Raw genomic sequence first — 21,245 nt, forward strand, 5'->3', positions numbered from 1 at the left:
CCCTTGGACTGGCTTTTTCTTTGGTACAAATAAATATCATATAAAATATACCCATTATCTTTCAAAGCACTACCTTCTCTATTTTTAATATTTCTCACACCTATTCCGATATAAAAATAATGCTACAACGCTTAATTAATTCATTAACAAAAATCGTTAACTTACTCACGGCATATATCTCAAATTAAGCCAATCATTCAGGGATAATCACTGCGTAATGGTTATTAATCCGAATTAACTGAATATTCTGATGGTTTGCCGTCGATAGGTAGTTTATCGTTGATCACTATCTGTTTTTAGCCGGGAGATATCAGGAATGCATCCATCAGCACCCGCGCTTCTTATCATTAACGGTAAAAGCGCCGGCAACGAAGAGCTCCGTTTTGCAGTACAGAAGCTGCGGGATGAAGGCCTGACATTGCATGTTCGCGTTACCTGGGAACAAGGAGACGCCGCACGTTATGTACAGGAAGCCTGCCAACTGGGCGTAACCACTCTGATTGCCGGCGGCGGTGATGGCACAATCAATGAAGTTGCCGCCGCGCTGACAACCGTATCGGCAGATCAGCGGCCCGCGCTAGGCATTCTGCCGCTGGGCACTGCCAACGACTTCGCCGTGGCCTGCAATATCCCACTGATGCCAGAACAGGCTCTACGGTTGGCAATGAAAGGCCGCGCCGTCCCTATCGATCTGGCGAAAGTGAATGATGAACGCTATTTCATCAATATGGCGACGGGTGGCTTCGGTACCCGAATCACCACCGAGACACCTGAAAAGCTAAAGGCAGTATTAGGCGGCGTTTCCTATTTTATCCACGGCCTGTTGCGCATGGATACACTCAAGGCCGATCGCTGCGAAATCCGTGGTCCTGATTTCCATTGGGCCGGTGACGCGTTGGTAATTGGCATTGGTAATGGCAAGCAGGCCGGAGGCGGCCAGCAATTGTGCCCAGATGCACTGATCAACGATGGGTTGCTGCAATTGCGCCTGTTGATCGCGGACGAACTGCTGCCAGCGTTAGTGGCCAGCTTGTTTAACGGCGAAGAAAACAAAAATGTGATCAGCGCTGCCTTACCTTGGTTGGAAATCAGTGCTCCCCATGAAATGACATTTAATCTCGACGGTGAACCGCTGAAGGGTACCCATTTCCGCATTGAAGTCCTGCCCAATGCCATTGAATGCCGCCTGCCCCCCAATTGTGCGTTACTCGGTCAGACGTTTTCCCGTTAATCACTGCCAGAGGCGCCCAACAGAAGAAGTTGAGCGCCCAAGCCCCAGATAGATCGGCACAGCCTCTGTGCCGCACTACTGAAAACACTCCCGTCCTCTACACTTTATTCTGCGATTAAATGTGATCTTCTCCGGCAAATTTTTTAAATCATACTTGTATGGTAGTTAGTTCATGGCGTATTTTTTGCCCATTATAATGACCCGTAAGAACAGGATTAGACGTTATGAAGATCATTAACGCAGAGGTATTTGTGACCTGCCCTGGCAGGAATTTTGTCACGCTGAAGATCACCACTGACGACGGGATTACCGGTATCGGCGACGCGACGCTTAACGGCCGTGAGTTGCCGGTAGCGTCCTATCTAAAAGATCACGTCTGTCCACAATTGATCGGGCGAGACGCTCATCAGATCGAAGATATCTGGCAATTCTTCTACAAAGGCGCCTACTGGCGGCGCGGCCCTGTCACCATGTCCGCCATCTCCGCTGTAGATATGGCGCTGTGGGATATCAAGGGCAAGGCTGCCAATATGCCGCTGTATCAGTTACTGGGCGGCGCATCACGTACCGGCGTAATGGTTTACTGCCACACCACCGGCCATTCCATCGACGAAGTCCTCGACGACTACGCCAAGCATAAAGAGTTGGGCTTTAAAGCCATCCGCGCTCAGTGCGGCGTGCCAGGCATGAAAACCACCTACGGCATGGCCAAGGGCAAGGGGCTGGCCTATGAGCCCGCCACCAAGGGCAACGGGCCGGAAGAACAATTGTGGTCAACGGAAAAGTACCTCGATTTCACCCCCAAGCTGTTCGATGCAGTACGCAACCGGTTCGGGTTCGATGAGCATTTGCTGCACGACATGCACCATCGGCTAACGCCAATTGAGGCTGCGCGCTTTGGTAAAAGCATTGAGCAATACCGGCTGTTCTGGATGGAAGACCCGACGCCTGCGGAAAATCAGGAGTGCTTCCGCCTGATCCGTCAGCATACCGTCACGCCAATCGCCGTCGGTGAAGTGTTCAACAGCATCTGGGACTGCAAGCAACTGATTGAAGAACAGCTGATCGATTATATCCGTACCACCCTCACCCACGCAGGTGGGATCACCGGCATGCGCCGTATTGCCGATTTTGCTTCGCTGTATCAAGTGCGTACCGGTTCACACGGCCCCTCCGATTTGTCGCCAATTTGTATGGCAGCGGCGCTGCACTTTGATCTGTGGGTGCCGAACTTCGGCGTACAGGAATACATGGGTTATTCCGAACAAATGCTCGAGGTATTCCCACATAACTGGAGCTTCAACGACGGCTATATGCACCCAGGTAACAAACCGGGACTGGGCATTGAGTTCGATGAAAAACTGGCTGCCCGTTATCCCTACGAACCCGCTTATCTGCCGGTCGCACGTCTGGAGGATGGCACCCTATGGAACTGGTAACAGGAGAAAGCATCATGCAAAGCGTGGTCATTGAACAACCCGGCCTGCTGGCTATCCAGCAGCGCCCCCTGCCACAACCAGCCGCCAACGAAGTGCGGGTAAAGGTCCGGTTTGCCGGCATCTGCGGTTCTGATGTGCATATTTATCATGGCCATAATCCCTTCGCCCGCTACCCACGAGTGATCGGCCACGAGTTTTTTGGCGTGATTGATCAAGTCGGCAGCGATGTCAGCCCGCAGCGGCTCGGTGAACGCGTCTCTGTCGATCCGGTCGTCAGTTGTGGTCATTGTTACCCGTGTTCTATCGGTCGTCCCAACGTCTGCACCGAGCTGCAAGTGATTGGTGTGCATCGCGACGGCGGTTTCAGTGACTACGCCTGTGCCCCGGCGCGCAACGCCTACCGCATTCCGGAAAGCATCAGCGATCGCCACGCTGCCATGATCGAACCCTTCACCATTGCGGCTAATATTACCGCCCATCTCCAACCCAATGCCGATGATATTGCGTTGATCTACGGGGCCGGGCCAATGGGATTAACGGTGATCCAAACGCTGAAAGGCGTCTTCGGCGTGAAGCAGGTAATCGTCACCGATCGCGTCCCTGAACGGCTGGTGATGGCGCAGGAAAACGGCGCCGACTGGACGTTCAACAATGCCGAAGCGTCATTGCCCACCGAGCTGGAACGGCGCGGCATCCGCCCGACGTTAATCGTCGACGCCGCCTGTCATCCGGCCATTTTGCAAGAGGCGATCAATCTGGCGTCCCCGGCAGCACGCATCGGCATCATGGGGTTCTCCGGCGATGCCTGCACCATTACTCAACAAAGCATCACCAGTAAAGAGCTGTCAATTTTCTCCTCGCGCCTCAACAGCGCACGCTTCCCACAGGTTATCGATTGGATGGCCAGCGGGAAAATCGCCCCGCAGAAACTCATTACTCACTGCGTGCCGGCCAGCGAAGTTGAACAGGCAATGCTGATGTTCGAAAAAGATCAGCGCACCTGCTGCAAGGTATTACTGCAATTCGACTAATGACTACACCAGGGCCAAGGGCGGCAGGAAGCGGCCCTCTCCAACCATGAAGCATCGCGATTACAACAACACCAAGTGGAGTGCTTTTATGTTTAAAAACCTGCGTTGGACCATCGTATTCCTGCTGTTTATGGTTTACATGATCAACTACCTCGACCGCGTCGCGCTGTCGATTACCGTACCGATGATCGAGAAGGATCTGATGTTGAATGCCGAGCAGTTCGGCATCATCTTTGGCAGTTTCTTCTTCGGTTACGCCATCTTTAACTTTATCGGCGGGCTGGCGGTAGACAAATTCGGCCCAACGTTGGTGCTTGGCATTGCCGTCGGCCTGTGGTCCATCTTCTGCGGCATGACGGCATTAGCCACCGGCTTCTATTCCATGCTGATCCTACGCGTGCTGTTCGGCATGGCCGAAGGGCCAATCTGCGCCTCCGCCAATAAAATGATCAACGGCTGGTTCCCGAAAAAGCAGGCGGCGACCGCAATGGGCCTGCTCAGCGCCGGTTCCCCTTTGGGCGGTGCCGTGGCTGGGCCGATCGTCGGTTATCTGGCACTGGCATTCGGTTGGCGGCCAGCGTTTATGATTATCTGCTCGATCGGCATCGTTTGGATGCTGGTGTGGTTCTTCGTGGTGGCAGATAACCCGGCGAAAAGTAAACGCGTCAGTGACGAAGAGCTTGCGCTGATTAACCAGATGAAGGAAGAGACTCACAGTGCCGAAGAAGAACTGAGTAATGCCGCACACGGGCTGGGCTACTACCTGAAACAACCGATCATCCTGGTCACCGCGTTCGCCTTCTTCTGCTACAACTATATCCTGTTCTTCTTCCTGAGCTGGTTTCCGTCCTATCTGGTGCAAGCGCATAACCTGAACATCAAGGAAATGAGCCTCACCACCATGATCCCATGGATTGTCGGCTTTGTCGGGCTGGCGCTCGGCGGTTATATCTCCGACAAGATTTTCAATATTACCGGCAAGCTGCTGTTGTCACGCAAGATTGTGTTAGTCACCAGCCTGCTGGCAGCAGCCATTTGCGTGGCACTGGCAGGCACTGTCAGCAGTGTGGTCCCGGCGGTCATGCTGATGTCGGTATCAATATTCTTCCTATACATCACCGGTGCTATTTACTGGGCAATCATTCAAGACGTTGTACATAAATCCCGGGTCGGTGGCGCCAGCGGCTTTATCCATCTGGTCGGTAGCGTTTCCGGCATCATTGGCCCGATAGTCACCGGTTACATTGTGCAGAACACCGGCAAATTCGACAGCGCCTTTATGCTGGCAGGCGGCGTTGCGGCGCTCGGGGCCGTACTGGTCTTGTTGGTGATCAAAGCACCGCGCAACACCGTGCAACCGCAAATTTCAAAATCCTAACGCACTCGGGCGGCCGTCGCCGCCCTGTTCCCTGCCTCTCTTCAGGAATTCCAGCATGACACTTTTCAGTAACAGCGTGCTGCCAGCGGCAATTGCGCAACCGAATTACGATCGCGCACGGCTTAAACCACGCATCATACATATTGGCTTCGGTGCATTTTTCCGCGCACATCAGGCCGTGTATGCCGAGCAACTGGCTAACGATCACACCAGCGACTGGGGCTACTGTGTGATCAGCATGCACAACGGCAGGCAAAAAATCGCCGATTTACAGCAGCAGGATTTGCGATATACGGTTGCCGAAATGAACAATGCGAGTTGGCACGGTCAGGTGATAGGCGTCGTCAGGCAGGCGTTACACTTGCAGGTTGACGGACTGGAAGCCGTGCTCGAGGCCATGGCACAGCCGGAAGTAGCTATCGTTTCATTGACCATCAGCGAGAAAGGCTATTGTTATCAACCCGCCAACGGCCAGTTACTGTCAGAACACCCAGATATTCAGCATGATGCCGTTAATCCGCAGCAACCACGCTCCGCCCCCGGATTGATCCTGGCCGCACTGCGGTTGCGCCGGGCACGGGGGTTGCCTCCGTTTACCGTGATGTCCTGCGACAATATGCCAGCCAACGGCCAGATTACGCGTAATGTATTAACCCAACTGGCACAACGGCAAGACAATGAACAAGCGGTATGGATCGCACAGCACGTCGCGTTCCCCTCAACCATGGTCGATCGTATTGTCCCGGCAGTCACCTTGGATACGCTGCGATACATTGAGGATTTACTGGGTGGCGCCGTCGATCCGCTCGGGATCGCCTGCGAGCCGTTCCGCCAATGGGTGATCGAAGATAACTTCCCACAGGGCCGCCCCGATTGGGAAAAGGTCGGCGCCGGGTTGGTAAGCGACGTACTGCCCTACGAAGAAATGAAGTTACGGATGCTCAACGGCAGTCACTCGTTTCTCGCTTATCTGGGTTATTTAGCCGGCTATGCACATATCAGCGACTGTATGCAGGACGAGCACTTCGTTAAAGCGGCACACCACTTGATGTTGGCTGAGCAAGCACCGACGCTGCACGTCTGCGGCGTGGATCTGGCACAGTACGCTGACTCGCTGCTGGCGCGTTACCGCAATACCGCACTCAAACACCGTACCTGGCAGATTGCCATGGATGGTACCCAAAAACTGCCGCAGCGCTTGCTGGACTCAATTCGCTGGCATCTGACACACGACAGCAATTTTGATTGCCTGGCATTAGGTATTGCCGGTTGGATGCGTTATGTCGGCGCTCAGGATGAACAGGGGCAGACTATCGAAATCTGCGATCCGTTGCGGGAACGTCTCGCAGATGCAGTCAATAACAGTCGAGAAGGCCCTGAACGAGTGTTGGCCTTACTGCAACTTGATACCGTCTTCGGGCATGATCTGCCCGATAACCCGCGCTTTGTCAGGGCGGTTACCGATGCCTATCAGACACTGTTGGTACAAGGTGCCAAGGCCAGCGTTGCCGGATTGTCACTCGGTTAATCTGCACTCAGCGTGCAGAGAAGTCAGTGAATCCATTCACCCAAAGCGTAAAATTGCTTTGTTCATCAAGCTGCGGAAGGATTTATCCGCCCGCAGCAAGCCGATAATCTGCTAGTATGGTGGCATTCACACTCAAGCCTGAGTCATGAGTTGTCACCATGTCTGAATCCTACAGTCTCACCAACAATCTCCCGGTCAACCAGCAAGTCTACCGTTTCCTGCGCAAGGATATCGTCGACTGCACCATTCCCCCTGGTACGCTGCTGTCCGAGAAAGAGATTTCCACCCGCTTTTGCGTTTCTCGCCAACCCGTGCGCGAAGCCTTTATCAAATTGGCGGAGGCGGGATTGGTGCAGATTTTGCCGCAACGCGGTACGTTTGTGATGAAGATTTCTGCCAAGCGGGTGGCTGATGGACGTTTTATCCGTCAGGCGGTGGAATGCGCGATCGTGCGTCGCGCGGCGGAGCGGATCACACCGGAACAATTGATGACGCTGGAGCATAACTTGCATCGCCAGGAACTGGCGGCACAAAACCAGCAGACGCGTGAATTTCTGACGTTGGATGATGAATTTCACCAATTGTTGACCCAGTTTGCCGACTGTCCGTTGGCCTGGGAGACCATTGAAACCATCAAGGCCACCATGGACCGAGTCCGTTTTCTCAGCCTGAGTGAAGTCTCACCACCGGAAAGTTTGATCCAACAGCACTACCGCATTTTTGCGGCGCTGAAAGCGCAGGATGCAGACGCCGCCGAGCGCGCCATCCATGAGCATCTGCAAGAGATCATCTACTCCATTACCCCCATCGCCCTGCAAAACACCGAGTGGTTCGACGCCGAATAATCAACTGCTTGCCAGTCAAGGGGGCGATCGCCCCCACGTATTTGGCCATGCAAATGGCATTTCCTCTCAATCGCATCTATTGTTTCTCCTTGCCATCAGGATTTCATTAATATCGTTTTATCAGCTTCAATCACCGCTTTTTGCTGCGCCGGTGGTCAGATGCCTTGCATTACCGGTGTATGAAGAAGCTAAATCGGGAGTTAATCATGACTGATATTGCACAGTTGTTAGGAAAGGAAGCGGAAGACCTGTTGCAACACCGCTGTACTACCATCCCTGCTGAAAATCTCTACTTACCGGGCGCCGACTTTGTTGACCGGATAATGATCGATAACAACCGTCCCAACACCGTTCTGCGTTCCATGCAAAGCCTGCTTAATCACGGTCGTCTGGCTGGCACCGGTTATCTGTCAATTCTGCCTGTCGATCAGGGCATTGAGCACTCTGCCGGCGCGTCGTTTGCCGCCAACCCACTGTACTTTGATCCGAAAAATATTGTCGAACTGGCCATTGAGGCCGGTTGTAACTGTGTCGCCTCCACTTACGGCGTACTGGCGTCCGTATCACGACGCTATGCACACAAAATTCCGTTCCTGGTCAAACTGAACCATAACGAAACCCTGAGCTATCCGACCCAATATGACCAGACGTTGTATGCCAGTGTCGAACAAGCGTTCAACATGGGTGCAGTCGCGGTCGGTGCCACCATTTACTTTGGTTCTGAACAGTCACGCCGCCAGATTGAGGAAATTTCGATCGCCTTTGAGCGTGCCCATGAACTGGGTATGGTCACCGTGCTGTGGGCTTATCTGCGTAACCCGGCATTCAATAAAGACGGGGTGGATTATCATTCCAGCGCCGATCTCACCGGTCAGGCTAACCATATTGCCGCCACCATCGGTGCCGATATCGTTAAGCAGAAAATGGCGGAAAACAACGGCGGCTATCGCGCAGTGAAATTCGGTTATACCGATGACCGCGTCTACAGCAAACTGACCACCGACCACCCGATCGATCTGGTGCGTTACCAACTGGCCAACTGCTATATGGGCCGCGCCGGGCTGATTAACTCCGGCGGTGCTGCCGGTGAAAACGACCTTCAGGAATCGGTGCGTACCGCAGTTATCAACAAACGCGCAGGCGGCATGGGTCTGATCCTGGGACGTAAAGCGTTCAAGAAATCGATGAAAGAGGGTGTGGCATTGATCAATGCCGTTCAGGACACCTATCTGGACAAGAAAGTTACCATCGCCTGATCACGACGGCGGCAAGTACATACAGTTCCCCCAGCCCGGTTCGCCGGGCTTTTTCATGGCTTTTATCTGCTGACCTCCCCTTCCAACCTAACGATAATCACGTTTTTATGTTATTTTTCTTTCATTATTAACTTTCACAATAAAATATTTATCTTTCAAGTTGTGATCTATTTAAAACAAATGAATCCGTAAAGTGATTAGTGTAAGACCCATGGCGACAGAGCTGCCATTCGCTCCAGGCCATACCTTCCATCTCAGGAGAACAATAATGATTGAGCTAATCACTCACGGTGCCGAATGGTTTATCGGCCTGTTTCAGAAAGGCGGTGAAGTGTTTGTCGGCATGGTGACTGGCATTTTACCTTTGTTAATCAGCTTGTTGGTCATTATGAACGCGCTGATTAAATTTGTTGGCCAGGAACGTATTGAACGCTTGGCGCAGCGCTGCGCGGGAAACCCTGTTTCACGCTATCTGCTGCTGCCGCTGCTCGGCACCTTTGTTTTTTGTAACCCGATGACCCTCAGTCTCGGACGTTTTATGCCCGAGAAATACAAACCCAGCTACTACGCGGCGGCATCCTACAGCTGCCACTCAATGAATGGCCTGTTCCCACATATCAATCCCGGCGAACTGTTCGTTTACCTCGGCATCGCCAGCGGGCTGACCACTCTCGGCCTGCCACTTGGGCCACTGGCAGTGAGCTATTTTCTGGTCGGGCTGTTTACCAACTTTTTCCGCGGTTGGGTAACCGATCTCACCACCAGCCTGTTCGAACGCAAGATGGGCATCCGCCTAGACCGTCAGGTGCAACTTTAATTAGTGGAGTGCAGCATGAGTGCTTATATCCGTATTGAGAAAGGCGCCAGCGGCTGGGGCGGCCCATTACAGTTACCTATCGAGCCGGGCAAAAAAGTGGTGTACATCACCGCAGGAACCCGTCCGTCGATCGTCGATCGACTCAGTGAACTGACTGGCTGGCCTGCCGTCGACGGCTTCAAGGAAGGTGAACCGCCGGCAGACGAGATTGGTGTGATGGTGATTGACTGTGGTGGCACCCTACGCTGTGGTTTGTACCCTAAACGTCGTATTCCTACGGTCAATATCCACGCCACAGGCCAATCCGGCCCACTGGCAAAGTTTATCCTCGAGGACATCTACGTTTCTGGGGTACGTGATAACAACATCAGCCGGGTAGAGTCGGAAACGGATGTGGTGCAAGCCGTCTCTCTCCCCCAGTCAACGGGACGGGATTACGACACCAGTAAAAAAATCACCGAGCAGAGTGACGGCCTGTTGGCGAAAGTCGGCATGGGCATGGGATCGGTTGTCGCCGTGTTCTTCCAGGCGGGTCGCGACACCATCGACACAGTACTGAAAACCATTCTGCCGTTTATGGCATTCGTCTCGGCGTTGATCGGCATCATCATGGCATCCGGTTTGGGGGATTTCATCGCCCATGGCCTGACGCCGTTAGCCAGCAGCCCGATTGGTCTGGTGACGCTGGCGCTGATTTGCTCCTTCCCGCTGCTGTCACCCTTCCTGGGCCCCGGTGCGGTGATCGCTCAGGTGATCGGTGTGCTGGTTGGGGTACAAATTGGCCTGGGACATATCCCGCCGCAACTGGCACTACCCGCACTGTTTGCGATCAATGCACAAGCCGCCTGCGACTTTATTCCGGTGGGCCTGTCGCTGGCGGAAGCCAAGCAGGACACGGTGCGAGTCGGTGTGCCTTCGGTACTAGTCGGGCGTTTCCTGACCGGCGCACCCACAGTGCTGATCGCCTGGGCCGCCTCGGCCTTCATTTACCAATAACCTTACTACCAGGGGCTAGTTATGAATACCATTTTCCAAACCACCATCACGCAGATCGGCGGTAGTGCCCGCGATGCGCTGTTTGATGACATGCTGATCACCTTTCGGGAAGGTGCACCGGCAGACATCGAAGAGTTTTGTTTTATCCACCAACACGGCAATACCCTCGGCGAACTGCGAGCCGGTGGATGGATGGAATTGGCGGATCAACGCTATCCGATCACTGCCGTCGGCAATGTTGCCAGCCAAAATTTGCGTGAGCTGGGCCACCTAACCGTGCGTTTTGACGGGGAAACCCAGGCCGAATTTCCTGGTTCGATCCATGTTTCCGGCACCACGCCAATTGATATTCCGATAGGCAGTACGCTGAAATTTATCGCATAAGGAGTAGACCATGTCTGAAGTAGCTGTAGTGATTGGCGGAGGCCAAACATTAGGTGCATTTTTGTGCCTGGGACTGGCGCAGGCGGGTTACCGCGTGGCGGTGGCCGATTTAAACGCAGATAACGCCCAACAGGTGGCGCAGCAGATTAATGACCAATACGGCGCAGGTTGTGCACAGGGCTTTCAGGCCGACGCCACCGATGAACAAAGCGTGATGAAACTGGCGGCGGCGGTTGATCGTACATTTGGACAGACCAACCTGCTGGTGTACAGCGCGGGTATCGCCAAGGCGGCTCCGATCACCGATTTTCCGTTAGGGGATTTTGACCGTTCTCTACAGGTCAATCTGGTGGGCTATTTTCTTTGTGCCCGCGAGTTTTCCCGCCTGATGATCCGCGACGGCATTGCCGGGCGCATCATTCAGATCAACTCCAAGTCCGGTAAGGTCGGCAGTAAGCACAATTCAGGCTACAGCGCCGCCAAGTTCGGCGGCGTCGGGCTCACCCAATCACTGGCGCTTGATCTGGCGGAGTACGGCATTACCGTCCATTCACTGATGCTTGGCAATCTGCTGAAGTCACCGATGTTCCAGTCGCTGCTGCCACAGTACGCACAGAAATTGGGGATCCAACCGGATCAGGTTGAAAAATATTACACCGATAAAGTGCCACTGAAACGCGGCTGTGACTATCAGGATGTCCTGAATACCCTGCTATTTTATGCCAGCGACAAGGCGTCCTACTGCACGGGTCAGTCAATCAATATTACCGGCGGTCAGGTGATGTTCTGATCGAATTACCCCTCCCTCTCCCTTAGGAGAGGGAAACTAAACAGGAGACAACATGACCCAGGCATTAATTATTTTCGCCGTGCTGGCCTGGCTACTGCAAATCGCTTTCGGCTGGTGGCAGCTCCAACGTTTTAACCGCGCCTTCGACGGCCTATGCCAACTGGGTACCGTCGGTGTCGGGCGTTCTGGCGGGCGCTTTCGGCCACGGGTAGTAATGGCACTGGCTTTCGATACCGAGCAACGGGTCTGCGGCAGTATGCTGATGCGTGGCCTGACCATCTTCGCGCAACCGCGACAGATCGCCCGTCTGCACGGACTTCATCAGAGAGATCTTCTCCCGGATGTGATCTTCCCCGAGGATCGCGCATGCCAGACTGCACTATCGTTAGCGGTTGCCCCTAAATCATGATATTTTCACATTAAAAGACATTACCTTTCATGTTGAATTATTCGTTGAAGGGAAATGCTCAACTCTTGTGAACAGGACGGGCTATGAAACCAAAGCAGCGGCAGGCCGCTATCCTTGAATATCTGCAGCGGCATGGTAAAACGGCAGTGGATGCTCTGGCGACACACTTCGCCACCACGGGAACCACTATCCGTAAAGACCTCACCCTGCTGGAAGACGAAGGCGAAGTGATCCGCACATACGGTGGCGTGGTTCTCAGCCGTGATGATGGCGATCAGCCCATCGACCGTAAAACCCACATCAATACCGAGAAGAAACGTCAGATCGCCTACGCCGCCATCAAACTGATCAACGATGGCGACTCACTGATTTTCGATGCTGGTAGTACTGTGCTGCAAATGGTACCGCATCTGGCGCAGTTCAATAACATCACCGTGATGACCAATAGCCTGCATATCGTCAATGCGCTGGTGGAGCTGGATAACGACCAGACCATCCTGATGCCCGGTGGTACCTACCGTAAAAAATCGGCGTCCTTTCACGGCAGCCTGGCAGAATCGGCTTTCCAACAGTTCAGCTTCGACAAACTGTTTATCGGGGCGGACGGCGTAGATCTCAACGCAGGTGTCACTACTTTTAACGAGGTGCATAACGTCAGTAAGGCGATGTGCGAAGCCGCCAGCCGCATTATTCTTCTGGTAGACTCGTCAAAATTCGGCCGTAAAAGTCCGAATGTGGTCTGTGAGTTGGGCGCCGTTGATACACTGATTACGGATAAAAACATCAACCCGGATTATCTCGCTGCGCTGCAAGCGAAAGGTATCAATATCATTCTGGTAGGAGATTCTGATGAGTAACGCCACGGCCCTTCTGGCCTTTGCCCGTGAAACACTGGAGATTGAGCTGACTGAAGCGCAACGTCTGCTGGAAAGGCTGGATGATAATTTTGTCTGCGCCTGCGAACTGCTACTGAATTGCCGTGGCAAGGCCGTGGTTTCCGGCATTGGTAAATCCGGTCATATTGGCAAAAAAATCGCCGCTTCACTGGCCAGTACCGGCACACCGTCGTTCTTTGTACACCCGGCTGAAGCGCTGCACGGCGATCTCGGGATGATCGGGGCCGATGATGTGGTGGTGTTTATCTCGTATTCAGGCCGAGCCAAAGAACTGGATCTGATCCTGCCGCTGCTGGCGGAAAATAATATCCCGGTGATCGCCATCACTGGCGGTAAAGAGTCACCGTTGGCACTGGCAGCCGCCTGCATGCTGGATATCAGTGTCGAACGTGAAGCTTGCCCAATGGGGCTGGCGCCGACGTCCAGCGCAGTCAATACGCTGATGATGGGCGATGCACTGGCCATGGCGCTGATGCGTCAACGTGGTTTCAACGCCGAAGATTTTGCCCGCTCGCATCCAGGTGGCAGCCTGGGGGCACGTTTACTGAATCGGGTACATCACCTGATGCGCACAGGCGATCGCCTGCCTCAGGTCAGTGAAAATGCCAACGTCATGGAAGCGATGCTTGAACTGAGCCGCACCGGACTGGGCTTGGTACCCGTATGTAACGCGCAGCAGAAAGTGGTTGGCGTATTTACCGATGGCGACCTGCGTCGCTGGCTGGTGAAAGGCAATAGCCTACAGGATGCGTTAAGCCCAGCGATTACCCGCCCCGGCTACCGTTTGCCAGAACAGTGGCGCGCCGGAGAAGCGTTAGAGGCGTTACACGAACAGCACATCAGCGCCGCCCCTGTGGTCAATTTGGATGGCGTGCTGGTGGGCGCGATCAACCTGCATGACCTGCATCAAGCCGGGATCGGCTAACTAAGCTAAAGAAACCCGCAGCAATGCGGGTTCCTCCTTGCCGGTTCATCTCGGGTATCAATTCGGTACCGCCTCGACGATCGACAAATAACAGCCGGTATCGATAATCCGATTCAGCTTCAGGTCGGCACTGGCCAACAGCGCCTTCAGTTCTTCTTCGGTACGTACCTGCCCGCCGTCAAAACTGCCCATCAGCACCAAATCGAGCTCGCGACAGCTGTCCCAGGCCGTGTTATTCGGCACGATTACAGGTTCAATAAGCAATAGCTTCGATTGCGGATACATCGCATTACGACAAGTGCGCAATATCCGGCGGGCCGGCTCGTCAGCCCAGTCCATGACGATAAATTTCAACAGATAAAAATCTGCCGTCGGGCAGGCTTCAAAGAAACTGCCCGCACAGGTTTCCCACCGTGAATCATCACCCAACTCACCAAGGCGGTTTCTTGGCAATACCTGCGGTTGGTCAAAAAGAATGCCTTTAACCGTAGGGTTGGCGCGTAATACGCTCAGCAGCAATCCGCCAAACCCACCCGCGATATCCACCACCGTCGCATGCTCGGGGAATTTATAGCTACGCATCACAATTTTATTTTCCAACGCCGACATCGATGCCATACCGATATGGAAATCATTTTCCGAGTCAGGAATATCGTCTTGCGACCAATAATCATAGAATGGCATGCCGAATATTTGTTTAAATACCGGCTCACCGCGTAAAGTCGCAGCTAATTTTCCCAATGGGCGCCACATGGTTTCATCCGTCAGCATTAATACCCCACCGCGCAGTGAATCCGGCACGTCCGAACGTAAATATTGCGCTACGGGGTTTAGCGAGAAACGTCCGTCTTCGGAAACGGCAAAAATATTTCGTGATGCCAGAATACTCAAAACTCGGTGCAGCATACGGCCGTCCACCTCCAGCTTCCTTGCAAGCTCCTGGGCGGTTTTGGGACCGTCGATCAGATGATCGGCCACGCACAGCTCAGCCGCAGCCCGCAAGGCGGCCTGCACGGTGAATCCCATCGTTTGATCCAACAAATATAATGATGCTTTTTCATCTTCAGAAAGAGTAACCTGATTAGTTGCCATGATCATAATGCTCCGTTTGGATATTTAACCCCAGACACCATTGCAAAAAACTGCAATGCTTATTTTCCGGTGAAAACAAATTCGCCAAACAAGATCATAGACACTAAATAAAATAAAACCACAAAATATGTATTGATATTTTCCGGTGTGAAAAATAAAATATTCAACCGATTAAATACTAAGGAGAAAAATATAATGAATAATACAGATCGGGTATCATTAGATAATCAATTAATTATAAATTAAAACTATTCCTATCGGAGTTGATTTAATATTAATTTTATTTTAATAATTCCCATATTCCGCATAAAACCGGCTGAATACATCCGCACTCAGCCGAATACTGACTATTTCCAGTCGGGATTATTCTCGAACTGTTGTTTCAGCAGCGCTTTCATGTCCTCGTCCGGCTTACCCAACCATTGATACTTGGCGTATTTCTTCGGATGATCAACCGCTTCCGGCTTGTTGGCCACTTCGACGCGTACCGCCCAAGCTTGCGACTTGTCTTCTTTAAACGCCACCATCATAAAATTGTTGGCACAGTCGTGGGGTTTACACACATTACCCACCAGATAGTTTTGGCCCTTCCAGCTCAGACTCTGCGCCGGGGTTGATGTCCCCACGCCCTTACGCGCCCAACCCGGCAAGCGGGCCTGGCCTTTCACCATGTTCTGCCAACTGGTCTGGTACCCCGGCTGCTGGATCACATCTGAGGTAGTGACAATTTGTTGGGCAAAGCTGCCCGCGCTAAAGCTGAGTAACACGCCGAAGATGGCACCGCGAAGTGCGTTTTGTCCTGTCATGGCCTTCTCCTTTAATAAAATTCATTCGCACCCGGCCAAAACCGGGCCTGAATTTAGTCAGACCACAGTGACGGCAAAAAGTTGAGTCACCACCAGGCATGGAAATGATGTACCGGCCCGATCCCCTGACCTACTTCCAAGGTGTCGGCTTGCTGCAACGCTTTTTGTAGATAATCCTTGGCTGAAGCCACCGTGCCGGCCCAATCATCATGGCGCGGGCGTAACGCGGCTAATGCGGCGGAAAGTGTACAACCGGTACCGTGCGTATGGCGGGTCGCCACACGCGGCGCGGTGAAACGCTGTTCCTGTCCAGCACTAAACAGCCAGTCCGGGCTTTCACTTTCGCTCAGATGACCCCCCTTCATCAGCACCGCCTGACACCCCATCGCCAACAGCGCCTGGCCTTGCTCGCGCATCTGTCGTTCATTTTCCGCCGGAGCACATTCCAACAATGCCGCAGCTTCTGGCAGATTCGGCGTGATAATCGATACCAATGGCAACAGTTCGCGACGAATAGAATCTACTGCCTCTGGCGCCAACAGTGGATCACCACTTTTCGCCAGCATAACGGTATCCAGCACCACAAATGTCGGTTGGTAATGGCGCAAACGCTCCGCCACCGCCAGCACAATGTCGGTGTTAGCCAGCATACCGATTTTTGTGCTGTCGATACGCACATCACTGAACACAGAGTCGAGCTGAGCGGCAACAAAAGCAGGGTCAATATTGTAAACCGACTGTACCCCGCGGGTATTTTGGGCCACCAACGCGGTAATAACGGAAGTTCCGTAAGCCCCCAACGCAGAGAAGGCCTTCAGGTCAGCCTGGATACCTGCACCGCCGCTCGGATCGGTACCCGCGATGGTCAATGCGTTAATCCGTTTCATTGCAGATCCTCCGGTCGCAGTTGATACAAAGCGTCGAGGAACGCAGGGGTAAAACTGCCCGGTCCGGCGGCATGCTGCGTAGCACGTTCACCACAAAGCGACATCACCCGGCAGGCAGTCGCCACATTGTCCAGCCGATCGCCCGGCAGACTGCAAAATGCCGCCACCACCGCCGACAGGGCACAACCGGTTCCCACGACCCGTGTCATCAGCGCGTCCCCTCCTGCAACGGCCCACTCACGCTGGCCGTCGGTGACATAATCCACGACCCCGGTTACCGCGACTATGGCACCACTGATCCGTGCCAACTCACGCGCGGCGGGTAAAGCCGCCAGCGAATCGTCCGTGCTATCAACGCCGCGCCCGTTTGCCTGTAAACCGCTCAACGCCATGATTTCAGAAGCATTACCGCGAATCGCTGCCGGATTTTCACCTAACAAGCGCTGGGCAAATGCGGTGCGGTACACCAACCCCCCCACCGCCACCGGATCCAGTGTCCATGGCGTTCCCGCCGCATTAGCGGCCTCCACAGCCACCAGCATGGATTCGGCACGTGAAGCATTGAGAGTACCAATGTTAATCAGCAAAGCATTCGCCAGCCGGCTGAACTGCGCCGCTTCGGTCGGTTCCACCACCATCGCAGGGGAAGCACCGAGCGCCAGCAACACGTTAGCCGTCAGTTCCTGCACAACTTCGTTGGTCAGGCAGTGAATCAATGGGGGTTGGCGTTTAAATTGGGTCAAACAAGCCGCGGCACGGGCGCCGGGTAAAGCATCAGGTCGAGCGAACATATTCCTCCCAACCGGCGTTCAAGAAGGCGGGTACCGGTTGAGGCACCGAGACTTCCCTACGCTGGCATAATCCAGATCAGGTAATACGGGTAAAATCTCAGCCCCTAGAGGCACCCCGAGTCAAGACGACCATTATTGAGGTTGCCGCCGGTGAGGTCAATCGCGCTATAGTGTCAAAAAATAAAAAGGAGATGCCATGCAGATAAGAACATACCAAGAGGCCGACCGCCCTTTCCTGCGCACGCTATATTTGGCGTCACGCAAAGCGGCGTTTACGTGGCGCGATACTGCCGGTTATCGGCTGGAAGACTTCGATCGTTCAACGCTGGGTGAGGATATCTGGGTTGCGGAAGACCAAGGGAGGCTACTGGGGTTTGTATCGATTTATCGCCAAGATAACTTTATTCACAACCTGTATGTCGATCCTCACCTGCCGCCCTTGGGTGTCGGCAGCGCCTTACTGCAGGCGGCTGAACAGACGTTTACTGCCACCGGGTCATTGAAATGTCTGGTGAAAAATGAAAAGGCGTTGGCGTTTTACCATAAGCATGGCTGGAGAACGATCACCACGGGCAATGACGGCACGGAAGACTACTACCTGATGCATTCCCCTGCAAAATAAGGGCACGGCATATACCGTGCCCATCAAAGCAAACCTGATCAGGCAGCAGATACTTCCTGGGTCAATTTTGCACGCGCACGGATATTTCTCACCAACAGTCCCGACACGATAATCCCTGCGCAGGCAAACATGCCCATCAGACCAAAGACGATCTTGTAGCCGGTTAGCCCTGGGAAGGCATCGAGAATGTGGCCGTACAGGCTGAAACAAAACATCGCCGGGGCATAACCGATAAAGCTGCCTAACGCCATGGCCGCACCGGTGTGTTCTTCGTCAATTTCAGCCTCACCGATAGGTGCAAAGAACACCGCACGCTGGGTAAAGACCACGGCACCAAATCCTAGCGTACAAGCCATACCCAGATAGACCGGCATTTGTTCGTGCGGCAACAGAATCAAAAGTGCCAGCGCCACTGCGCTAATAATAAAGGTATAGAATAAGTACTTGCTGGGAGACTTTAATACTTTATCGGCAATTAAACCGCCAATAGGCCCACCCACCATTTTAAGGCAGTACTGATTAATAATTCCGTATGCACCTACCAATGCAATCGGTAATGCATAGACATTACTTAGGAAAGGAATAAAGAACGTCAATCCACAATACACGGCGTAGACGCAGAAAACGCTAAAAGCAATCAGCCATACCGTTTTGTTTTTTAATACGCTACTCATGCCTGGCTTGTTACTTGCAGGCATTTCATTCTTCGGCAACTTACTTTCCTGCGGGTGTTCTTTCATCACAAAAAGAATAATAACCCCTACGGCAATAGCGATCGCTGAATAGAACAGTATCCCGACCTTAAAGCCAAGATAGCCGCTGCCAAAAGCGGTAAACAACGCCAGTGCGGAAAATGCCACCACGGTATCGACCACACCGCGGCCCGTCTCGAAAAAACCAAACAAACGCCCTTGCTGAGTATTATCCCCCAACATACTTACCGATTTCAGTAACACCGGCCAGTTCAGCATGTCGCAGGTCACCCCAAATAGCGCCCAGACAAACAAAATCCCCCAGTAGCCAGGCATACTTGACAGGTAGATGCCGAGCAAACCTGTAGCTATCAATGAAAAAGACATGGTGAATCGCCGTGGCAGGCGATCGGAGAAATAAATTGATAAGAAGAAACCAATGGTCGTCACAATAGAGTTGACCGACATGGCATTACCTATTTCACCGTTGCTCAGATGAAAATATTCTTGCATGGGCACATAAAACGCATCTTTAAGGGAGGGCAATTTATATATTGTTCCCCCGCATAGAACCAACAAGCTAAATAGCGCCCATCTTTTTTTAGTCAGCATAATCCCCTCACAGCCATTAAATAATAAGCGGTGTTGTTACCCCAATGATGAGACGAACGAATCTTCACATCAGTGAGAATGTGTCATTTATAAATTTATTTATTATATTACGTCGGGGTTAATAGCCCCTTGGCTTGCTGCATCAGACTGTCGATAATAGTACGAACGTAGTGAATTTGATTTAATGCATCTTGAGATTCTTTTTTTAACCTTTCCTCCAGCCCCTGCTCTGGTAATGGTGTTTCACTCATTTCACGCCATGGGATATAAGGGTTATCGCCCTCACCGCTGAAACGAAACGGCGGAGCATAATAATCCACTTCTTCTTCCAGACCATAGGCGGTGACCTGTGGTTGATCCTCTCCCAAACAAATGAGCCCCAACAACAGCTCCCTGAATGGTAAATCGCCCTGTCCAGAAATGCAGGCGCGGTGCCCCAGGCCATTATTTTCACGGACAATAAGCGCATCCTTGATATGCACCTGTGTGATTTCTCCTGCCATTGCTGCCAGTGCCGGCAAGGGTTCTTCATTGGCATTAATCATGTTGGCGAAATCAAACAACAGGGAAAGTTGAGGGAAATCTGCTGCCTGGATCAAACTCACCAGTTCATGGCTCTTGAGATCTTCATGTTGTTCGAGGGTAAAACTCAGACCTGTGTGCTGGTAACGCTGCTTTATATACTGAATATCTGCGCTGATTCGCGCCAAGACCTCTTGTAATGCCCCCTGATAACGCGGATAAAAACGAACCGAACTTGCGCCGCATTTAAGGGCGATAGTGACCGCCTGATCGATTGTTTGCGCATCGGACGCGCTGGTTTCGATATGAACATCCAAACCGTAATGCTGCGCCTGTTCACCAAACCTGCGCAGCCTGTCGTCATCGGCATGGCAAAGTGCCTGACTTTCCCCATCCAGCACGTGCACCTTAACGCCACGCAACCGTTGCTGATGGGCAATCATCAGAAGATCCTCAGGCAGGATCCTTTCCATACGCATATTGAGATGATAGGCATAGGCATGCAGATAAAGAGGCAAGTTCTGCGCCCGCTGAAGGACTTTCTCCGCCGTTAAGCGATCCATGGTGTTCACCTATAAGTTAATGAAAAAATCCACCGACTCGAAACGCCAGTATTCGATATCCACCTGTACAATCCTACGTTGGGCATCGGCACGATGCTTTTCGACCAAAATTGACGGTGTGCTGGCATTGCCGCCCATGACCTTGCACGCATCACCGGATAATCGCGTAGGTTTAAAAGCCAGATGGCGGGTATGAGTGGCAATCCCGTAGGCGCTTTCCCACACTTCAGCGAAAGAGCGCTCACCCAGACGTTCGATAAATTCAGGTGCCGCAAGCGGGCTGATAAAGGTCTCGTGGTAAAACACGATGTGATTGTCCAAAGCTCCCCAACCACAAATCTTATATATCTCCGTTCCCTCATCAACGTGCAGTAATTCCGCAATAGGTGCCGGTGCCGACAATACCCGTTCCTTGGTCATGTAACCCCAGGACGGACAACGGCCCTGCTCAATCGCGGCCTGTTTGAAGCTGGTGGACGAGTTCGGGTTGTAATTAAACCGCGGTAATGCTGCAAACCAACCCCGACGATCCTTACGGAAAATCCGGGACTCACTTTCCAGGAATAGCAGCGCCTGACGCAACGTCATACGCTTTATATTCAACAACTCCCCCAGCTCTCGTTCTGAAGGTAGTTTGTCGCCAGGCGCTATCGCACCTTGACTCAGCCAGTCATTAAGCCTTTGCTTGGCCAATTCAACGGTAGAGTTGTTTTCCATGTCTCACTCAATTGGT

The 21,245-nt window shown here is 52.8% G+C and carries 22 protein-coding genes and 1 riboswitch; of the genes, 15 read left to right on the plus strand and 7 right to left on the minus strand.

Translation table 11 applies throughout. The annotated features are described in order from the left end of the window. The first annotated feature begins 316 nt into the window (after positions 1–316). From yegS to gutQ, 14 genes are all read left to right on the plus strand, one after another. Positions 317–1,231 (plus strand): lipid kinase YegS, encoded by a 915-nt coding sequence (yegS, locus tag SGBXF1_RS18000; protein ID WP_037417760.1) that lies wholly within the window; start codon positions 317–319, stop codon positions 1,229–1,231. 224 nt (positions 1,232–1,455) lie between these two features. Then, the gene (gene manD / locus SGBXF1_RS18005) at positions 1,456–2,670 is read left to right on the plus strand and encodes a D-mannonate dehydratase ManD (protein WP_037417757.1); all 1,215 of its coding nucleotides are present in this window, start codon (positions 1,456–1,458) and stop codon (positions 2,668–2,670) included. Positions 2,671–2,684: 14 nt separating this feature from the next. Further along, on the plus strand, positions 2,685–3,701 hold the full coding sequence (locus tag SGBXF1_RS18010; protein ID WP_037417820.1) for a Zn-dependent oxidoreductase: 1,017 nt from the start codon (positions 2,685–2,687) through the stop codon (positions 3,699–3,701). A gap of 88 nt (positions 3,702–3,789) precedes the next feature. Continuing rightward, positions 3,790–5,079, plus strand: coding sequence for an MFS transporter (locus tag SGBXF1_RS18015; protein WP_037417819.1), 1,290 nt, complete (start codon positions 3,790–3,792; stop codon positions 5,077–5,079). A 55-nt stretch (positions 5,080–5,134) separates the two neighbouring features. Then, the gene (locus SGBXF1_RS18020) at positions 5,135–6,607 is read left to right on the plus strand and encodes a mannitol dehydrogenase family protein (RefSeq protein ID WP_061808289.1); all 1,473 of its coding nucleotides are present in this window, start codon (positions 5,135–5,137) and stop codon (positions 6,605–6,607) included. 158 nt (positions 6,608–6,765) lie between these two features. After that, positions 6,766–7,452, plus strand: coding sequence for a GntR family transcriptional regulator (locus SGBXF1_RS18025; protein WP_037417755.1), 687 nt, complete (start codon positions 6,766–6,768; stop codon positions 7,450–7,452). Positions 7,453–7,658: 206 nt separating this feature from the next. Then, a complete protein-coding gene (fbaB, locus tag SGBXF1_RS18030) occupies positions 7,659–8,708 on the plus strand; it encodes a class I fructose-bisphosphate aldolase (protein ID WP_037417752.1) in 1,050 nt (349 codons plus the stop codon). Between the two features lie 268 nt (positions 8,709–8,976). Beyond that, positions 8,977–9,525, plus strand: a complete 549-nt coding sequence (gene srlA, locus SGBXF1_RS18035; RefSeq protein WP_037417749.1) for a PTS glucitol/sorbitol transporter subunit IIC — start codon at positions 8,977–8,979, stop codon at positions 9,523–9,525. 15 nt (positions 9,526–9,540) lie between these two features. Next, positions 9,541–10,521 (plus strand): PTS glucitol/sorbitol transporter subunit IIB, encoded by a 981-nt coding sequence (gene srlE, locus SGBXF1_RS18040; protein ID WP_037417746.1) that lies wholly within the window; start codon positions 9,541–9,543, stop codon positions 10,519–10,521. A gap of 21 nt (positions 10,522–10,542) precedes the next feature. Next, positions 10,543–10,905: a PTS glucitol/sorbitol transporter subunit IIA gene (gene srlB / locus SGBXF1_RS18045; protein ID WP_037417743.1), complete on the plus strand. Its 363-nt coding sequence runs from the start codon at positions 10,543–10,545 to the stop codon at positions 10,903–10,905. Between the two features lie 10 nt (positions 10,906–10,915). Continuing rightward, positions 10,916–11,695 (plus strand): sorbitol-6-phosphate dehydrogenase, encoded by a 780-nt coding sequence (gene srlD, locus SGBXF1_RS18050; protein WP_130381685.1) that lies wholly within the window; start codon positions 10,916–10,918, stop codon positions 11,693–11,695. Between the two features lie 52 nt (positions 11,696–11,747). Further along, positions 11,748–12,104, plus strand: a complete 357-nt coding sequence (gutM, locus tag SGBXF1_RS18055; RefSeq protein ID WP_186427294.1) for a transcriptional regulator GutM — start codon at positions 11,748–11,750, stop codon at positions 12,102–12,104. A gap of 83 nt (positions 12,105–12,187) precedes the next feature. After that, positions 12,188–12,961 carry a glucitol operon DNA-binding transcriptional repressor SrlR gene (srlR, locus tag SGBXF1_RS18060; protein ID WP_130381689.1) on the plus strand — a complete coding sequence of 258 codons (774 nt, stop codon included), beginning with the start codon at positions 12,188–12,190 and terminating at the stop codon, positions 12,959–12,961. Further along, complete coding sequence (gene gutQ / locus SGBXF1_RS18065; protein ID WP_061808293.1) at positions 12,954–13,925, plus strand: arabinose-5-phosphate isomerase GutQ; 972 nt, start codon at positions 12,954–12,956, stop codon at positions 13,923–13,925. The genes srlR and gutQ overlap by 8 nt, the downstream gene beginning before the upstream one ends. A 57-nt stretch (positions 13,926–13,982) precedes the next feature. On the opposite strand, the gene SGBXF1_RS18070 is transcribed toward gutQ, so the two are convergent. The 4 genes from SGBXF1_RS18070 to thiM all read right to left on the minus strand — a co-directional run bounded on the left by SGBXF1_RS18070 (position 13,983) and on the right by thiM (position 17,501). Further along, positions 13,983–15,017 carry a methyltransferase gene (locus tag SGBXF1_RS18070; protein ID WP_037417816.1) on the minus strand — a complete coding sequence of 345 codons (1,035 nt, stop codon included), beginning with the start codon at positions 15,015–15,017 and terminating at the stop codon, positions 13,983–13,985. A gap of 347 nt (positions 15,018–15,364) precedes the next feature. Continuing rightward, positions 15,365–15,823: an inhibitor of vertebrate lysozyme family protein gene (locus SGBXF1_RS18075; protein WP_061808294.1), complete on the minus strand. Its 459-nt coding sequence runs from the start codon at positions 15,821–15,823 to the stop codon at positions 15,365–15,367. An 86-nt stretch (positions 15,824–15,909) separates the two neighbouring features. Continuing rightward, complete coding sequence (gene thiD, locus SGBXF1_RS18080) at positions 15,910–16,710, minus strand: bifunctional hydroxymethylpyrimidine kinase/phosphomethylpyrimidine kinase (protein ID WP_037417728.1); 801 nt, start codon at positions 16,708–16,710, stop codon at positions 15,910–15,912. Next, positions 16,707–17,501 carry a hydroxyethylthiazole kinase gene (gene thiM, locus SGBXF1_RS18085; RefSeq protein WP_130381695.1) on the minus strand — a complete coding sequence of 265 codons (795 nt, stop codon included), beginning with the start codon at positions 17,499–17,501 and terminating at the stop codon, positions 16,707–16,709. The genes thiD and thiM overlap by 4 nt, the downstream gene beginning before the upstream one ends. 36 nt (positions 17,502–17,537) lie before the next feature. Continuing rightward, positions 17,538–17,629: riboswitch (TPP riboswitch) on the minus strand. Between the two features lie 68 nt (positions 17,630–17,697). Between thiM and SGBXF1_RS18090 the strand changes: the two genes are divergently transcribed. After that, positions 17,698–18,123, plus strand: coding sequence for a GNAT family N-acetyltransferase (locus SGBXF1_RS18090; RefSeq protein WP_037417725.1), 426 nt, complete (start codon positions 17,698–17,700; stop codon positions 18,121–18,123). Between the two features lie 38 nt (positions 18,124–18,161). On the opposite strand, the gene SGBXF1_RS18095 is transcribed toward SGBXF1_RS18090, so the two are convergent. The 3 genes from SGBXF1_RS18095 to SGBXF1_RS18105 form a co-directional block, all read right to left on the minus strand. After that, a complete protein-coding gene (locus SGBXF1_RS18095) occupies positions 18,162–19,427 on the minus strand; it encodes an MFS transporter (RefSeq protein ID WP_037417722.1) in 1,266 nt (421 codons plus the stop codon). A 107-nt stretch (positions 19,428–19,534) separates the two neighbouring features. Then, entirely contained in the window at positions 19,535–20,512 is a 978-nt protein-coding gene (locus SGBXF1_RS18100) for a sugar phosphate isomerase/epimerase family protein (protein WP_130381699.1), read from the minus strand. A gap of 9 nt (positions 20,513–20,521) precedes the next feature. Beyond that, entirely contained in the window at positions 20,522–21,229 is a 708-nt protein-coding gene (locus SGBXF1_RS18105; RefSeq protein WP_061808298.1) for a GntR family transcriptional regulator, read from the minus strand. Positions 21,230–21,245 lie beyond the last annotated feature (16 nt).

Origin of the sequence: Serratia grimesii, assembly GCF_900186025.1 — a bacterium.
GTDB lineage: Bacteria > Pseudomonadota > Gammaproteobacteria > Enterobacterales > Enterobacteriaceae > Serratia > Serratia grimesii.

Excerpts from the sequence above, each read along its gene's own strand:
- yegS (WP_037417760.1), top strand. The coding sequence starts at position 317 with ATGCATCCATCAGCACCCGCGCTTCTTATCATTAACGGTAAAAGCGCC.
- manD (WP_037417757.1), top strand. The coding sequence starts at position 1,456 with ATGAAGATCATTAACGCAGAGGTATTTGTGACCTGCCCTGGCAGGAAT.
- SGBXF1_RS18010 (WP_037417820.1), top strand. The coding sequence starts at position 2,685 with ATGCAAAGCGTGGTCATTGAACAACCCGGCCTGCTGGCTATCCAGCAG.
- SGBXF1_RS18015 (WP_037417819.1), top strand. The coding sequence starts at position 3,790 with ATGTTTAAAAACCTGCGTTGGACCATCGTATTCCTGCTGTTTATGGTT.
- SGBXF1_RS18020 (WP_061808289.1), top strand. The coding sequence starts at position 5,135 with ATGACACTTTTCAGTAACAGCGTGCTGCCAGCGGCAATTGCGCAACCG.
- SGBXF1_RS18025 (WP_037417755.1), top strand. The coding sequence starts at position 6,766 with ATGTCTGAATCCTACAGTCTCACCAACAATCTCCCGGTCAACCAGCAA.
- fbaB (WP_037417752.1), top strand. The coding sequence starts at position 7,659 with ATGACTGATATTGCACAGTTGTTAGGAAAGGAAGCGGAAGACCTGTTG.
- srlA (WP_037417749.1), top strand. The coding sequence starts at position 8,977 with ATGATTGAGCTAATCACTCACGGTGCCGAATGGTTTATCGGCCTGTTT.
- srlE (WP_037417746.1), top strand. The coding sequence starts at position 9,541 with ATGAGTGCTTATATCCGTATTGAGAAAGGCGCCAGCGGCTGGGGCGGC.
- srlB (WP_037417743.1), top strand. The coding sequence starts at position 10,543 with ATGAATACCATTTTCCAAACCACCATCACGCAGATCGGCGGTAGTGCC.
- srlD (WP_130381685.1), top strand. The coding sequence starts at position 10,916 with ATGTCTGAAGTAGCTGTAGTGATTGGCGGAGGCCAAACATTAGGTGCA.
- gutM (WP_186427294.1), top strand. The coding sequence starts at position 11,748 with ATGACCCAGGCATTAATTATTTTCGCCGTGCTGGCCTGGCTACTGCAA.
- srlR (WP_130381689.1), top strand. The coding sequence starts at position 12,188 with ATGAAACCAAAGCAGCGGCAGGCCGCTATCCTTGAATATCTGCAGCGG.
- gutQ (WP_061808293.1), top strand. The coding sequence starts at position 12,954 with ATGAGTAACGCCACGGCCCTTCTGGCCTTTGCCCGTGAAACACTGGAG.
- SGBXF1_RS18070 (WP_037417816.1), bottom strand. The coding sequence starts at position 15,017 with ATGGCAACTAATCAGGTTACTCTTTCTGAAGATGAAAAAGCATCATTA.
- SGBXF1_RS18075 (WP_061808294.1), bottom strand. The coding sequence starts at position 15,823 with ATGACAGGACAAAACGCACTTCGCGGTGCCATCTTCGGCGTGTTACTC.
- thiD (WP_037417728.1), bottom strand. The coding sequence starts at position 16,710 with ATGAAACGGATTAACGCATTGACCATCGCGGGTACCGATCCGAGCGGC.
- thiM (WP_130381695.1), bottom strand. The coding sequence starts at position 17,501 with ATGTTCGCTCGACCTGATGCTTTACCCGGCGCCCGTGCCGCGGCTTGT.
- SGBXF1_RS18090 (WP_037417725.1), top strand. The coding sequence starts at position 17,698 with ATGCAGATAAGAACATACCAAGAGGCCGACCGCCCTTTCCTGCGCACG.
- SGBXF1_RS18095 (WP_037417722.1), bottom strand. The coding sequence starts at position 19,427 with ATGCTGACTAAAAAAAGATGGGCGCTATTTAGCTTGTTGGTTCTATGC.
- SGBXF1_RS18100 (WP_130381699.1), bottom strand. The coding sequence starts at position 20,512 with ATGGATCGCTTAACGGCGGAGAAAGTCCTTCAGCGGGCGCAGAACTTG.
- SGBXF1_RS18105 (WP_061808298.1), bottom strand. The coding sequence starts at position 21,229 with ATGGAAAACAACTCTACCGTTGAATTGGCCAAGCAAAGGCTTAATGAC.